This is a genomic window from Streptomyces sp. NPDC059679 (assembly GCF_042734105.1).
Taxonomy (GTDB): Bacteria; Actinomycetota; Actinomycetes; order Streptomycetales; family Streptomycetaceae; genus Streptomyces.
Genome location: NZ_JBHWES010000031.1, coordinates 21,417 through 36,099, shown reverse-complemented (window position 1 = coordinate 36,099; position 14,683 = coordinate 21,417). Strand labels below are relative to the sequence as shown.

Here is a 14,683-nt window from a genome sequence, read left to right as displayed (position 1 = left end):
TGTGCGCCGGTCGACCCGGGACCGGAGCGCCAGGGTCACAGCCGAGGACGACCTGTTGGATCCGCTCCGCGGCGAACTCGAAGAGACCTACCGCCGGATCCTGGTAACCGATCCCGACGATGCGGACACCCTGACCGCGCTGGCCGTACTCCTCTCCACGGATGTTCAGGTGCCGGACGGAGAGTCGGTGGAGCTGTTGTGGCGGGTGTTCGACATGGACCGCGCGGATGAAGACGTGTGCGAGTCCCTGGTGGGCCTGCTGGAGAACCTCTCCGAGGAGGAAGAAGCGGACGAGGTCTACCGTCTGGCCTCGGAAGCGGGAAATCTCCAGGCGACCTTCGAGCTCGCGGCGCGATTCGACGAACGAGGGGACCTCGAGGAGGCGGAACCGCTCTACCGCCGGGCGGCCGAGGCGGGCAACGCCCACGCCGTGGCGAACCTCGCCGCCCTTCTGGAGGAACGCGGCGACCACGAAGCGGCCACGGCACTCAGAAACGGCGAGGGCGCCCGCCCCAGCTAGGGGACGGACGCCCTGCAAACCCACCTCTTTCGGCCAGTTCAGCCGGCTCAGCCGGCTCAGCCGAAGAGGTTGTACTGCTGCCAGCCCGTGCCGATCGTGACCGGCGTGCCGAAGAGGTCGGACGTGGCCTTGCCGGTGCCCGGGTAGAGGTAGAGCGTCCCGGCGGAGGTGCGGGCGACGAGGTCGGCCTTGCCGTCGCCGGTGATGTCGCCGACGGTGTCGAAGGCGTTGTACTGGCTCCAGGTACGGACGTGGATCCGGGTGCCGAACGCCCCGGAGCCGGACTTGCCGGTGCCCGGATAGAGGTAGATGTACGAGTTGCTGCTGCTCCGGGCGATCAGGTCGGGCTTGCCGTCGCCGGTGAAGTCCCCGTGCCCGAGCAGCCGGTTGTACTGGTTCCAGCCGCTGCCGACCGCGACCGGGGAGGCGAAGGTGCCGTCGCCCTTGCCCGGGTAGATGTAGAGCGTGCCGCTCGCGGTCACCGAGAGCAGGTCGGGCAGCTGGTCGCCGGTCACATCGCCAGGGGCGACGGCCTTTGTGCGGGTGGACCAGTTGCCGAAGACCAGGGTGGTGGCCCAGCTGCCGCTGGCCGGCACCCAGTGGCGCCAGTAGATCGCGCCGGTGGAGGCGCGGCGGATGATCTGGTCCTGGAAGCCGTCCCGGTTGAGGTCGGCCTGCAGGACAACGTTCTTGTCGCTGTACGAGCCCCAGGACACCCTGGTCGCGAACGACGTGCCCTTGGAGTCGTACTCGTAGCCCGTGTTGTCCGAGGCGCGGCGTACGAACAGGTCGGCCCTGGCGTCGCCGCTCAGGTTGGTGTCGTCGATGCGCGGATAGGCCGCCCCGACGTACGTGCTCACCTTGGTGAACACGCTGTACGACCCCTCGGCCACGCAGTCGGTCGTGCCCCACGACACCACGCCGACGACCTTGCCGCCGACGATCAGCGGTCCGCCCGAATCCCCGTTGCAGGCCGCGACGGTGCCGCTGTCCGAACCGCTGGCCGGCTCGCCTGCGCAGACCATGTGACCCTTGATGAACTGGCTGCCGTACGTGGTGCCACAGGTGGTGTCCGAGACCATCGGCAGGGTCGCGGTGCGCAGCGTCTCGGAGATGTCCTGGCTGGTGGAGCTGGTGCGGCCCCAGCCGTAGAGGGTGGCCTTGGTGCCCGCGGCGTACGACGCGGTGTCGTTGGATGTGGTGATGGGGGCGGGCTTGGCGGTGACGGGGCTGGGCAGCGTCAGCACCGCGATGTCGTTGTCGATGGTGGTCGCGCTGTACGACGGGTGGTTCCACTGCCGCCAGACCCCGGAGACGGTGCCTCCGTGCACATCGACCGAGCCGTCGCTGTTGTCCGTCGGTAGCTGGGCAGTGCCGGTGATGACGGCACCGTTGGCGTTCCAGTCGTAGCCCTTGACGCAGTGCGCCGCGGTCAGGATCTTCGTGGGGGCCACGACTGTGCCACCGCAGAAGAAGCCGATGTCGTCCGAGGTGTCGGCGGTGCCCTTGTCGTCGGAGTACCACAGCTGCGCCATCCACGGGGCCGTGGTGATGGTGGTCTCCGTACCGCCGATGATCTTGGGGTCGACGGTGCCGGACGGCGAGGTGGCGTCCGACGGCGAGGTAGCGCCCGCCGAGGGCGCGGACGGCTTGGACTCGGTGGGCGCCTGACGCTGATCGGCGTTCAACGCGCCCTTGATCCGGGCCAGGAGTTCGGTGTGCGAGGGGACCGCGTCGCGGCCCGCCGTCGCCGGCGCGGGCGAGGCGTGGGCGGGCGAGGCATGGGCCGGCGCGAGGGGGAGGGCGGCGGCGAGGCCGGCGGCGACCGCGACGGCAGCGGCGGGAAGGGCTCTTCGCGCCCGCCTTCTGCGCCGCTCCCGCTTCTGGGCAGCGAACACTCAGGTCTCCTGTCGGTGAAGGATCGACTCGCACCCGGACAGGGAGAAGCGGCCGGACAACGGCAGCGCGAATACCGCCCGCTATGCGGACGAACGCGGTCAGAAAACGCGTTCCCCTCCCGAGGCGGACTGATCGTATGACCGCTCACCGCTCCGTCGGCCACGCGGCGGGAAACGGGTGCACAAGACTTGGCAAAAGACGCGGCAGAGGACGGACCGCCGGGTGGCTCGCTATGCTCGTTCGGCTGAGGTCGCTGGTTCCAGGGGGGCTTGGATGGAACTCCGGATCGGTCTGCGCACGACGGGGGAGACGGCTGACGCCGCTCCCGACACCCCGCTGGAGCGCCTGCGCCAGTGGCTGAGAAACGAACCGGAGTTGCGGGGCCGGATCACACCGCTGCGTTCCACTCCGGGCCCTGAGCAGATGAGCGGCGGCGTGGTCGAGGCGCTGGTCCTGGCCGTCGGCTCGGGCACGGTGGGGGTGCTGGCCAGGTCCCTGCCGATTTGGCTGAAGCAGCAACGGTCCCAGGTCGAGATCGAGATAACCGGCGCCAACGGCGAGACGGTGCGCGTCAAGGCGGACAACATCCAGGACGCCGAATCCCTCATCCGCAGAGCGCTCGGTCAGCCTCCGGCGTCGGACGACTGACCGATGGGGCTGCCCGACCCGCGGCGGTCCCGCGCGGTGCTCATCGGAACCCGGTCCTACACCGTCGAATCCGGCCTCGCCGAGCTGCCCGGTGTCACCGGCAACGTCATCCAGCTCGGCCGCCTCCTGACCACACTCACCGGACTGCCCGCCGACCACTGCCGGTCCCTGCTGGACCGGACCGAGGACCGGGAGGTGTGCCAGGAGGTCAGAAAGGCGGCCAGGGAGGCCGACGATCTGCTTCTGGTGTACTTCGCGGGCCATGGGCTCATCGACCCGGAAACCAATGAACTCTTCCTCGCGCTGTCCGGCAGCAACCCGGACGAACCCCTCTACACGGCGGTGCGATTCTCCGAGATCCGCGAAGCCGTGGCCGCGAGCCGGGCCCGCAACCGCGTCATCATCCTCGACTGCTGCTACAGCGGCCGGGCGATCGTGGACACGATGGGGACGGACGCGGCGGCGATCGCGTTCGGGCAGACGGAGACCAGCGGCGCCTATACGTTGACGGCGACATCGGCGAACCTCCCGGCGATCGCCCGCGCCGGCGAGCGACACACCGTCTTCACCGGCAAGCTGCTCGAACTGCTCCAGGAGGGCATCGCGGACGCGGGGCCCCACCTCACGCTGGATCGCGTCTACGACGAACTCCGGCGCACGCTGGCGCCTCGGCCGCGGCGCCAGGGGACGGACAGCGTGGGGGAATTGGGGCTGGTGCGCAACGCGCGGCATGGAGCGTCGTCCACGGCGGCCGCTGAGGGCACGGGCGGTGGTGAGACCACCGAGGACGCCGCCCGCGCGCCGCGGGAACCGGTGATGTTCCGTACGAACACCCGACGCCTGATGTGGCGGCGCGCTCTCCTCTATCTCGGCCTGGCCGGGCCTCCGGTGGTGGCCGCCATTCTCTATGTGGCGTTCGTGGCCAACGATGACGAAACTCTGGTGGTTTCCTTTACCTTGGCTCCAGCTGTTTCCATGATGGCGGTCGCCTTAAGTGACCGGGTACTTTTCTTGGTGCCTCGAATCTACGAGTTGACCATCGGCGAAGAGGGCCTGCTTTTCGCAGTGCAGGGCGATAAGACGTGGCTTCGGTGGAGCGATGTCCAGCAGATGATGACGGTTCGCGGGCGCCCTGGGCACGATTCCCCGCACTGGCTCGCGGTCAGAACCAGGCGCGGCTTCATTCCACCGCGACGCTCCCGCCCGTTTCACCCGCGCATGGACCGCCGGCGAAACGTTCTCGTGCTGTGCAACCTGCGCTACGTCCAGGCATCGCCCGGCGAGGTAGAGGCTGCGATCGCCTCCTTCGCCGGACCTCTGTGGGACGACGGTCACGGCCTGAGCGAGGCGACGCATGCGCGCTTCGGAAGGGGTAGAAAATACGCCGCCAACGTGGCGGCGGCCTGGCTCGGGCTCGCGGTGACGGCGTTCGCCGTGTGGGTGGATACTTCGGGTACCGCCCGCTGGATCACCGTATTCTTCGGGGTCGCGATCGCAGCGCTCCTGCTCTGGCTCTCGTTCCTGCCTGTTCGGGTCGAGCTGGACGACCAGGTACTTCGACTGCGCTACGCGCACCGCTCGACGTGTCTTTCCTGGGATTCGATCACTGAGGTCAGGGCCATCAGTGACGCATCACTTGCAGAGTCCTTCCTCCTGATCGTGACGGCCCCCCGCGGTGAGCGTTGGTCACTGCCGTACGACCCGCGATTCGGCGGGATGAAAATGGGTCTCACCAACGTGGCCGCCACGCCCGGCGAACTCTCAGCGGCGTTTACCCGCTTCGCGGGAGAACGCTGGAGGGGATACACGGACGAGTTCGCCGTCACGGCCGAGGCTTTCGGGGCAAGGGCCGTCTTCAAGGGAAGATTGGGAGGGAACACGGCTGTGGCGGTGGCTGTCGCGGCGCCGATCGCCGTTCTGCTGGCCGGCACCTGGGCCATTTTGGCGATGGACTTTCTCGCGGCGGCGTGGGGAGTGCTCCCCATTCTCGCACTCCTGAGCGCGATGCTCAGCATCCCTTTCTATGTGCCATTGGAATTACATATCGACGACGACGCAATGGAGTTGATCGCCGGCCGACGGCGCACCAGAATCCCCTGGTCGGAGCTCAGCCGGGTGGAGGTGATGCCGCCGCTCCTCGGTCCCGGCCACACCCCGTCCATCGTCGTCTGGTTCAAGGAAGGGGCCGACGTCCCTCCCCGATGGCGCTGGGGCGGCTGTTTCCGCCCCTGGTCCGGCGGCGTCATCGTCACCCACTGCGGACTGGCCCTCACCGGCCTCCAGGAGTCCGCCGCCCAAGTCGACCGCGCACTCGCCCGCTTCGCGGGCCCCGCCTGGACCCGGCGCCCGTGAAACCGCGGTGATCAGGCAGGCTTCTGCGGCACCACGCAGCGGTCGTCCTGGGCCGGGGTGCCCTTGGGCCAGGCCAGTGCCTCGAAGGTCAGCTTGGTGCGCATCGGGTCGAGGCGGACGATGGCCAGGGCCTTGTTGTACGGGTTGCCGGCGTTCGTCAGGCAGATCCAGCCGCCTGCTCCCTGGATCCGGAAGGCGGAGTTCAAATTCTCGTAGTCCTCTTTGATCCGCTCCTGTGAGGGGACGGGCGTTCTGGTGGTCGCCGCCGCCTTCGTGAGGGCCTTCGCGGCGGTCAGGATCACATCGTGGGTCTCGATCGCCCGTCCGTCGTCGAGTCGCACCGTGCCCAGCTTTCCCTCATGGGCCCGAGCCTCCGAGCGCAGTTGCTCCATCGCCCGCTGCGGTTCGACCAGATAGCGCGGTTGTTTGCCAGGGTCCGCCCCTTTCGGGCCCGCGCGCTTCTTCCAGCGTTCGAGTTCCACGTTCCAGGCGTCGGGGTGTGCCGGCGCCGCGTACAGGACGTTGATGGTGGGAGTGCCGGCCTTGGAGTCGCCCCGGAGCAGGGCGCGTTCGTCGCCGCCCAGGCGCTCGTCGAGCGAGGTGGCGTCGGAGCCGGTGATCACGGTGTACGACTGCTTACGGGCGCAGTACGTGCGGGCCAGCTTCTTCACGAAGAGTTCCAGGTGGAAGGCCCGGCCCGCGAAGTAGACGACGCGTGCCTTGGATTCGCAGAGGTTCATGGCGAAGGTCTCGAACTCGTTCGGGGTGACCCCGGCCGTCTCCGGCCCCTCCGAGGTGAAGGTCATGTCCTGGGCTCCGGCACCGGCCCCTCTGGCCTCGGTGAACGCGTCGCGGAGCGACTTGTTGTAGCTGTCGCCCGGCCGGGTGTCGGCGACCAGCGCCGTCTGGGCCCGGGCCAGGCCCGGGTCGTAGTGGAGCAGCGCGGCGGCCTGGTCCTTGCTGGTGGAGACCACGCGGGCCAGGCCCGGGTAGCGGTAGGGGCCGGGGCCGTCGGTGTTGGCGAAGGCCTGGGAGGTGACCAGGCCCGCCACGACGGGGATCTTCAGGTCGCCTGTGAGGTGGCGCATGGCGTCCTGGGTGTTGTCGAGGCTCAGGTTGAAGCCCACGACCATCCGCAACTCGGGCTCCTGGTCGACCAGCCGGTCCACCGTGTACGACCATGCCCGGTAGTCCCGGCCGGGGTTGGCCAGCACCAGCCGGATGGGTGGGGCCGCGTCCGAGCCGTTCGCCTGGAGCTGTCCCAGATAGGCGCCCTGTACCTCGCTGACGATCTGCCTGCGTACGGCCGCGTTGTCCGACTCCATCGGGATCATCAGCGCCACGGTCGCATGCGCTTTGCGCTCGATCCGCTCGTTCTCCGCCTCGATCCCGGCGAACACCTCGCGCATGCCCTGGACGCGGGGCATGAACACCCCCGTCCCGTCCGAGACCCCGACGCAGTCCGCGCCCCGCATCAGCAGCCGCTCGCCACAGCCGTCAGCGCGATCCCAAGGAGCCCAGCTCAGCAGCCCGGCGAGCACCGCGAGGGCCACGCCGACGGTGCCGGCGGACAGCATCGCCGGCCCCCAGCGGCCGGCCTTGAGCGGCGGGAGCGGGGCCGGAGCCGGGGAGGCGAGGCGCACCTGGAGGACCCGGCTCGGCAGCGGTACGTCCTGGCTGCGCCGCCACCGCTCCACCGCCTCGTCCCGCTCGCGGAACCGCTCGGGCACCGCCGCGGGCAGCTCCTCCGCGGTCACCGAAGGCTTGCCGCCGCGCGGCGGTGGCGCGGCGCCCGGGGCGCAGGTGGCGATGACGACAGGGTGCACCCGCAGTTCGCGCGCCCCGTCGTCGTAGGCGTCGAGCAACCGGTCCCTGATCAGCCGCCGTGCGGAGGACAGATCGACGTCCGGCAGCAGGATGACCGGGCGTCGCGCCCGGTTGAGGCGGCGGAAGCGGCCGTAATGCGCGTCGATGTCGGCGAGCAGCGCCTCGACGAGCAGAAGCTGCTTGTCCGCCACGGGCCTTTGCTGCCGGCCGCGTAACTCCCGGAAGACCTCCAGCTGGGTGACGACCCGGCCCCGGAACCACTTCCTGCGGTACCAGCGAACCGTACGGCGGTGGGGGAAGCGGCAGACGTCGGCCACCTTCACCATCACCCCGACCAGCCCGCCCAGCCGCTGGGCCACCTGCTCGTCCCGGGCCAGCGCCTCGGCCCGTTCCTTCATCTCCTGGAGGGTGTAGCGGCGTTCCTCGGCGATCGCCTGTTTGACCATCCGCGCGATCTTGGAGTTCTGTTTGGCGGGCAGCTGCCCGTCGTCCGGCCGCCAGACGTACAGCGCCGCGAAGGCCGCCGCGAACCGGGGAAAGCTGATGGGCAGCCGGTAGGCCGGGCGGCCGTCGTATCCGCAGCCCTGGGCGATGGCCAGCAGCTCGGTGACGACCTGCTGCTCCTGCGTCTCCTCCTCCGGCAGCTCGTCCGGGCAGTTGAGCGGCAGAACGCCGCGGTACCGCTCGTGGAAGCGGCGGGGCCAGCCCCGTACGGCCGGCTCCTCGCCCTCCAGCTGAAGGATCAGCGCTCCGGCCGCACGGCGGAACTTCAGCCGCCTGACGCGCAGCCGGTCCCTGATCGTCAGCTGCGCCAGCGCATCGTCCAATGCCTGTTCCATGTCTGCCCGCGCCATGGCGCGACGTTAGGCCCAGGGGAGCGGGAGGGGTCCCGCTCCATCAGGCAGCCAGGTCGTGCTCCATGCGCCGGTCGACCCGGGACCGGAGCGCCAGGGTCACAGCCGAGGTCAGGACGCCGGCGAGGAGGGCGCTCCACCACAGGACGGCGGGGCTCAGGGACGTGTAGACGGTGACGCCCAGGGTGAGGGCGCCGAACCGGGCCGCTCCCCACGTCCACTGGAAGGCCCCCTGGTAGCGACCGCGGGCGTGAGCCGGAGCGAGGCCGGCGACCATCGACGCGGCGATCCCGGCGACCACGACCTCACCGAGGGACCAGACGACCACGGACGCGGTGTACACGGCCACGCTGTCGGCCACACCGGTCAGCGCCACGCCCACGGCGATCAGCACGCTGCCCGCCGCCTGCACGGGCAACTGCGGAAGCCGGGCCAGAGTGGCCGTGGCGACCGGCTGGAGTACGACCACGAACACCGCGTTGACCGCGGCCATCGCGCCGTACACAGCCGGCGAGAGCCCGCTGTCGCGGATGGCCAGTGGCAGGGCCACCTCGGTCAGCGAGTAGACGAAGAGCTGGACTCCGAACAGCGGGAGCAGGGCGAGCAGCAGACGGTCGCGCAGGACGACGCCATAGCCGATACCGTCCGCCACCGCGCCCTTGTCCTTCCCGGCGGGGCGGGTCTCCCGCAGACGGGTGGCGACGATCACCGCGTAGACCAGCATGGTGGCCACATCGACCGTGAACAGGAGCCAGAAGCCGTGTGCGGCGAGGAAGCCGCCGAGAACGCCGGCCACGGCCGTTCCGATGTTGACACCCCAGCCGAAGAGCGCGTACGCGCGCTGCCGGCGGCCCGCGTCCACGGAGTCGGCGAGCAGCGCGTACGCGGCCGGGCTGATCATCGCGCCCGCCGCACTGAGCAGCAGGGCGGCGGCGGCCATCGTCAGCACCCCTGGCGCCGCGAACAGGGCGCCCTGCGCGGCGGACGCGCCCAGGAGACCGATCAGCATCGTGGAACGGCGGCCGATCCGGTCGGCGAGCAGGCCGCCGAGTGCCGGGCCGAGGAGGTTGCCCGCGCCCAGGGCGCCCAGGACATAGGTGGTCTCGGCGCCGGTGACGCCGCGCGCCGCCAGGAAGAAGACCAGGAAAGGGGTGACGAGGTAGCCGAGCCGGTTGACGATCGTGCCGGCGAAGACGGTCCAGACGACGGACGGCAGGCCGCGGAATGTGGAGAGCATGCCTGGAGGGTGCGGGGTGACCCAGCGGCCTTACCATTGATTAAGGTGAGACCGAATCCATGGGCGGCCGTGGGCGTCGTCGGCAGGGAGGTCGCATGGAGACCGGGCTCAGCTTTTCCGCCGCGGACTTGGCACAGACACGCTTCGCGGTCTCCCCGATGTGGGAAGTCGTCACCAGCTTTCGGCTGCTGCGCCGCACCGAGGGCGAGCCGCCGCTGCACCGGCGGTGGGCGGCGCAGGTACGGCCGCGGCTGGCGGAGGCGGGGCTCGACCGCGGCTGGCTGGCCGCGTTGATTCCCGAGGGCGGCTATCTCGCGGACTTCCTCAACCCGACCCCGGTGACCCCCTTCCCCACCCTCGCCGCCGAACTCGACGCGATCCGGCAGACCCCGTCGACGCGCGTGCGCACGGAACTGGACATGCTCGGTGCCGAACGGGACCTGGGCCGGCAGCCACGGATCCGGCTGCTCAGGGAGGCCCCTGAAGCGGCGCTGCGGAAGGTCGCCGCCGAAATCGAGACGTACTGGGAGCTGGCGCTCGCACCCTATTGGGACCGGATCCGACAGCTACTGGAGGCGGATGTGTTCCACCGGGCCCGGCAGGTGGCCGAGCACGGCGCCGGACATGTCCTCGGCGAGCTGCATGAGACCGTGCGCTGGGACGACGGCACGCTGCGCCTGGTGCGCCGGCACTGCGGGCTGAGCCGGGACGAGGCCGGGGCAGGGCTGCTGCTGGTGCCCTCCGCCTTCGCCTGGCCACGGGTGCTCACCCGGTCCGTACCGCCCGGCCCTCCGCAACTCGCCTATCCCGCGCGCGGAATCGGCACACTGTGGGAGCCGCGGCACACGGGGTCGGTCGACGCGGTCGCGGCCGTGCTGGGCCGGTCTCGCACACTGCTGCTCGCGGAGCTGGACACACCCGCGTCGACGAAGCAGCTCGCGGCGCAGTTCGGGATGTCGGCGGCGGGGGTGTCGCAGCATCTCACCGCGCTGCGCGGAGCGGGGCTGGTGACGGCACACCGGGCGGGACGTTCGGTGCTGTACGCGCGCACAGCGGTGGCCGACGCGCTCATGGCGCCCGCCGGAGCCACCGCGCCTCTCTGATCTCAGCGCCAACAGTTAGGAGTACACTCCTTAGGAGTGCACTCCTAAGGAAGGCCCGAGGCGATGCAGCGTCGTACACCTCTGTACAAGCCGTCGCATGTCTTCGACCGCGGTGCGGAGTGGGACGCTCTCTCCGCCTTCGTGAGCCGGCCTCTGCCGCACGCCATGCTCGGGATCGTCAGCGGCAGGCGGCGCATGGGCAAGACCTACCTCCTGCGAACCCTGGTCGAGCAGCTCGGGGGCTTCTACTTCGGGGCCACGGCGGCGACCGAAGCAGAGTCGCTGCGCCAGTTCGGCGCGGCCCTCGCCGATCACACGGGATCTCCGGCGCCGTTCTCCTTCGCCACCTGGGATGATGCGATCTCCTATCTGTTCGGCCTCGCCGGACCTCGGCAGACGGACGCGCCACTGCTCGTGGTCATCGATGAGTTTCCGTACCTGGCGAAGACCGCTCCGGAGCTTCCGTCGCTGATCCAGCGGGAGATCGACCGCTTCCAGGTCGACGAGAGCTGGATGCGGCTGCTTCTGTGCGGATCGGCGATGTCTGTCATGGGTGGTCTGCTGGCGAGCACCGCACCCCTGCGGGGGCGCGCGCAGATGGAACTTGTGGTTCGCCCCTTCGGGTACCGGGCTGCCGCCGACTTCTGGGGGGTCGCCGACGACCCGGCCCTCGCGGCCCGCCTCCATGCCGTGGTCGGCGGCACGCCGGCGTACCGGCGGCAGTTCCTGGGGGACGATGTGCCGGGCAGCCTGGAGGAGTTCGACGACTGGATCTGCCGTACGGTCCTGTCCCCCTTCAGTCCTCTCTTCAGGGAGGCGCGGTATCTGCTCGCCGAGGAAGCGGACATCCGGGACACCGCGCTGTACCACTCGGTCCTCGCCGCCGTGGCTCAGGGCAACACCACCCGGGGCGGGATCGCGGGCTATATCGGCCGTAAGTCAGTGGACATCTCACACCCGCTCCATGTGCTGGAGGACAGTCATCTACTGGCGAGAGAAGCGGACATCTTCCGGGCCGGGAAGTCGCAGTACCGCATCACCGAGCCGCTGATCAATTTCTACGAGGCCGTGATGCGACCCGCCTGGGCCCGCCTGGAAAGTGGCCAGGCGGCCGAGGTGTGGGCCCAGTCCGCGGAGCGTTTCGCCGCCCAGGTGGCCGGGCCGCACTTCGAGGCGGTGTGCCGTGAGTACCTGCTCGGGCCCGGACGGTCCCTGCTCGGCCCGGCCTTGGGCGAGGTCGGCTGTGGTGTGGTGACGGACCCGGCGGCGCGGCGGCAGATTCAAGTCGATGTAGCCGTGGTCGAACCCGGGTCGGGGGGAAGAAAGCCGGCGGTCCACCTGCTCGGTGAGGCGAAGTGGGGCACGGTCATGGGGCTGAGCCACTTGGAGCGCCTCGCTCGGGCGCGGGAACTCCTCGCCGGACGCGGCATGGACACCAGTCAGTGCGGGCTGGCCTGCTTCAGCGCCGCGGGCTTCAGCGACGCGCTGCGCGGCGCGGCGGCAGGTGACGACGGCGTACTGCTCATCGGCGTCGACGAACTCTACGGTGGGGCGGCGCCTGCCCCATCACGCTGATCAGACCGGTGTTCCACCGGCCCTGGACCGCGACGGCTCAGAAGTCGTCCGGCATCCGGGAGATCCGCCGCTCTTCGCGTCGTTGCCCGACAAACATGAGCCGCGCGTGGGCGACCGGTATGTAAACCGCGACGCACCACCACAGGACCCCATCGAGAGCGTGCTCCGCGAAGGCCGCCAGGCACGCCACCCAGATAGCCACCGGCGACGCCAGGGCCCAGAGGATCTCCCCTGCCCGGCCCCGGAAGCCGTCGACGGCCGACTTGACCGCCTGGTCGTAGTGCTCCCACAACTCGGCCGTCATCAGCGCTCCGTAGCCGGCCCAGAGCCAGCTCCAGCCGCGGAGCGCGATGGCGGCCAAAGCGATGACAACACCGAAGGCGGGGAGGAGGAGGGAGCGCAGCACGACGTGTCGGTCGAGGCGGGCGGGAGACGGCGGAGGCGGCTCCGGGGTGCCGGGCGGCAGCCCGCCCGTACCCGCACCGTCCTCCAGCGCCCTTGCAGCCGCCAACCGTTCTTCCGCCTCGTCGCCGCGGCCAAGGCCTTCCAGTATCAACGCCTCCTGGACCAGGGCAGCCACCTCCTCATGCGGCAGCCGGTGCTCGCGGGCCATATCGGCGGCCCGTCGTGTCGTGGTGATGGCCTGCTCCTCGTCGCCCGCTCCGTTCAGCGCGACCGACGACGCGATCAGAGCACCGATGACAGCACGGACGTCGCCCGACCGGTGGGCCAGGTCGAGGGCCTGGGAGGCATGGAACCGGGCCGACTCCCAGTCGGGGGGCGGCTCGCCCTCGGCGTCCCGCGGAAAGGGCCAGGAGCCGTAACCCTGCGCGAGCTTGGCCAGGTCGATGTGCACGATGCAGACGGTGTCCGGGGCGGCTGCCTCGTGGGCGGCGGCGAGCGCACGCTGGAACATGTGCAAGGCGTCGGCATCCCGTCCGAGGTGGGCGTGCACCTCGCCCAGATGGTCGAGCGCAACGGCGAGTCGGCGCTGGTCGCCCAGCCGGTTCGAAGCCTTGACGGCCCTGCGGAAGTGCCGGGCGGCGGACTTGTAGTCCTCCCGGTTCAGGGCCACCCTCCCCAGCTGCTCATGGGCGAAGGTGGCGCCCACACCCCGGCGCATCTGGAGCGCGTAGTGGGCGCGCAGACATACCCAGGCCCCTTCGTCGTCATCCAGCGCCGCGTACTGCCGACTCATCGCCAGGAACAGGTCCGCTTCCCGTACCAGGTCCCGCCGCCACTGGGCCGCGATCACCATCTCGCGGAGCAGGCGCAGGGCTTCGACGAAACGGGCCTGCCGGACGAGGAAGCGTGCCAGGGGCGCGGCCAGCGGCTCCACGTGCTCGTACAGGCCCGCGTCCACGGCCGCGTCGACGGCGCTCGCGAGCATACGGCGCTCTTGCCCGAGCCACTCGTCGTCCGCCCCCGCCACACGCTGTGCGCAGTGGGTGAGGAAGCGGTCGAGGGCGGCCCTGCGCTCCGGCTCGGGCTCGTCGGCCAGGCGCTCTCGGGCGTACAGGCGCGTCAGGTCGTGGAAGCGGACCCGGCCGTGGGCGTCGCCGGGTTCCAGCAGATGGGCCCGACGCAGGCGGCGCAGGGCGGGTCCTGTCTCGCTCTCGGGGCGGCCGCTGAGGGCCGCTGCCGACGCCGCGTCGAGGAAGGTGCCGGGATGGAGGCCGAGCAGGCGGAACAGACGCGCGTCGGCCGGTGGGAGGGCGTGGTACGAGACGTCGAACGCGGCCTCCATGCCCAACTCGGCGAGCCGCGCCGACTCGGTGCGCAGGGCTGCCAGCAGCAGCCCCGCCCCCGCTTCCCGGTACTCCCCCAGCCGGGCCGCCGCGACGCTCAGGGCGAGCGGCAGCCTTCCGCACAGCCGGGCGACCTCGTCCAGTTCGGCGTCCGGGACCGTCCCCGGCGAGCCGAGTACGGTGCGGGCGTCCTCGGCGGAGAGCGGGGCCAGGCGCAGTGCGGCGGTGCCGGGGGCCTCAAGGGGCATACGTGAGGTGACGAGGAGGCGGTGCGAGCCCTCGGGCGGGAGACAGGCGGCGAGCTGGGTGTCGTCGGACGCGTTGTCCAGCACGACGAGCACGGCCCCGCGTCGCTCGGCCTGTCGCACCAGTTCGGTGCGCAACAGGGCGGTGAGTCCGATGCGATGGGTCGGCAGCTGGTCACCGGGGATGCCCAGCATGCGCAGCAGCTCGCCCAGCAGTTCCTCGGTGGTGGGCGGCCGTTCGGCCCCGCGAGTGCCCAGGTCGGCGTAGAGCACTCCGCCCCGGAAGCAGCGCTCGGCAACCGCGCGGTGCGCCGCCTCCAGGGCCAGCGCTGTCTTGCCGACACCGGGCGGGCCGATCACGGCCAGCGCCGTGTGCTCGGATCCGGGCTCCAGGGCCCGCAGCGCCGTCGCCAGCTCCGCGTCCCGTCCGACGAGCGGACGGTGGCGGGGCGGCAGACTGTCGAGGGCCTGGACGGCTGAGGGCTGTCCGTGGAAGTGCACCGACCCCACGGATCCCGCCTGGACGACGTGGTGGGCCGTGCCGCTGAACTCGTTGTGCGTTCCGGACATGATCCCCCGTTTCCCGTCCCGCCCTTCCTCAGACACGTATCACGCGCCGCCGCCCCGGTCAGTGGTTTTTCAGGTCTGCTCGATGGTCAAGCGGGCCTTACGCAT

General features: G+C 70.5%; 9 protein-coding genes. 5 read left to right on the top strand and 4 right to left on the bottom strand.

Features of this window, described 5'->3' with window-relative positions; genetic code table 11:
• Positions 1 to 55: 55 nt before the first annotated feature.
• The gene (locus ACFV2X_RS29360) at positions 56 to 520 is read left to right on the top strand and encodes a tetratricopeptide repeat protein (protein ID WP_385622026.1); all 465 of its coding nucleotides are present in this window, start codon (positions 56 to 58) and stop codon (positions 518 to 520) included.
• A gap of 56 nt (positions 521 to 576) precedes the next feature.
• Here the strand turns inward: ACFV2X_RS29360 and ACFV2X_RS29355 are convergent, their stop codons facing one another.
• Positions 577 to 2,418: a trypsin-like serine protease gene (locus ACFV2X_RS29355; protein WP_385622025.1), complete on the bottom strand. Its 1,842-nt coding sequence runs from the start codon at positions 2,416 to 2,418 to the stop codon at positions 577 to 579.
• Between the two features lie 274 nt (positions 2,419 to 2,692).
• On the opposite strand from ACFV2X_RS29355, the gene ACFV2X_RS29350 reads away from it, so the two are divergent.
• Both ACFV2X_RS29350 and ACFV2X_RS29345 read left to right on the top strand, forming a co-directional pair.
• Positions 2,693 to 3,067 carry a hypothetical protein gene (locus ACFV2X_RS29350; RefSeq protein WP_385622023.1) on the top strand — a complete coding sequence of 125 codons (375 nt, stop codon included), beginning with the start codon at positions 2,693 to 2,695 and terminating at the stop codon, positions 3,065 to 3,067.
• Positions 3,068 to 3,070: 3 nt separating this feature from the next.
• Entirely contained in the window at positions 3,071 to 5,419 is a 2,349-nt protein-coding gene (locus ACFV2X_RS29345; protein WP_385622020.1) for a caspase domain-containing protein, read from the top strand.
• Positions 5,420 to 5,430: 11 nt separating this feature from the next.
• Here ACFV2X_RS29345 and ACFV2X_RS29340 read toward each other — a convergent pair whose 3' ends face one another.
• Positions 5,431 to 8,100 (bottom strand): hypothetical protein, encoded by a 2,670-nt coding sequence (locus ACFV2X_RS29340; RefSeq protein WP_385622018.1) that lies wholly within the window; start codon positions 8,098 to 8,100, stop codon positions 5,431 to 5,433.
• A 43-nt stretch (positions 8,101 to 8,143) separates the two neighbouring features.
• Entirely contained in the window at positions 8,144 to 9,337 is a 1,194-nt protein-coding gene (locus tag ACFV2X_RS29335) for an MFS transporter (protein WP_385622015.1), read from the bottom strand.
• A gap of 95 nt (positions 9,338 to 9,432) precedes the next feature.
• Here ACFV2X_RS29335 and ACFV2X_RS29330 point away from each other — a divergent pair, with 95 nt between their 5' ends.
• Together ACFV2X_RS29330 and ACFV2X_RS29325 are read left to right on the top strand one after the other, a co-directional pair.
• Complete coding sequence (locus ACFV2X_RS29330) at positions 9,433 to 10,440, top strand: DUF5937 family protein (RefSeq protein WP_385622012.1); 1,008 nt, start codon at positions 9,433 to 9,435, stop codon at positions 10,438 to 10,440.
• A gap of 63 nt (positions 10,441 to 10,503) precedes the next feature.
• Positions 10,504 to 12,015, top strand: coding sequence for an ATP-binding protein (locus ACFV2X_RS29325; protein WP_385622009.1), 1,512 nt, complete (start codon positions 10,504 to 10,506; stop codon positions 12,013 to 12,015).
• Between the two features lie 37 nt (positions 12,016 to 12,052).
• On the opposite strand, the gene ACFV2X_RS29320 is transcribed toward ACFV2X_RS29325, so the two are convergent.
• Positions 12,053 to 14,578, bottom strand: coding sequence for an AAA family ATPase (locus ACFV2X_RS29320; protein WP_385622006.1), 2,526 nt, complete (start codon positions 14,576 to 14,578; stop codon positions 12,053 to 12,055).
• Between the last annotated feature and the right edge of the window lie 105 nt (positions 14,579 to 14,683).

Bases quoted from the DNA above. Each gene is read 5' to 3' on its own strand.
- ACFV2X_RS29350 (WP_385622023.1), top strand. From the start codon at position 2,693: ATGGAACTCCGGATCGGTCTGCGCACGACGGGGGAGACGGCTGACGCC.
- ACFV2X_RS29345 (WP_385622020.1), top strand. From the start codon at position 3,071: ATGGGGCTGCCCGACCCGCGGCGGTCCCGCGCGGTGCTCATCGGAACC.
- ACFV2X_RS29340 (WP_385622018.1), bottom strand. From the start codon at position 8,100: ATGGCGCGGGCAGACATGGAACAGGCATTGGACGATGCGCTGGCGCAG.
- ACFV2X_RS29335 (WP_385622015.1), bottom strand. From the start codon at position 9,337: ATGCTCTCCACATTCCGCGGCCTGCCGTCCGTCGTCTGGACCGTCTTC.
- ACFV2X_RS29330 (WP_385622012.1), top strand. From the start codon at position 9,433: ATGGAGACCGGGCTCAGCTTTTCCGCCGCGGACTTGGCACAGACACGC.
- ACFV2X_RS29325 (WP_385622009.1), top strand. From the start codon at position 10,504: ATGCAGCGTCGTACACCTCTGTACAAGCCGTCGCATGTCTTCGACCGC.
- ACFV2X_RS29320 (WP_385622006.1), bottom strand. From the start codon at position 14,578: ATGTCCGGAACGCACAACGAGTTCAGCGGCACGGCCCACCACGTCGTC.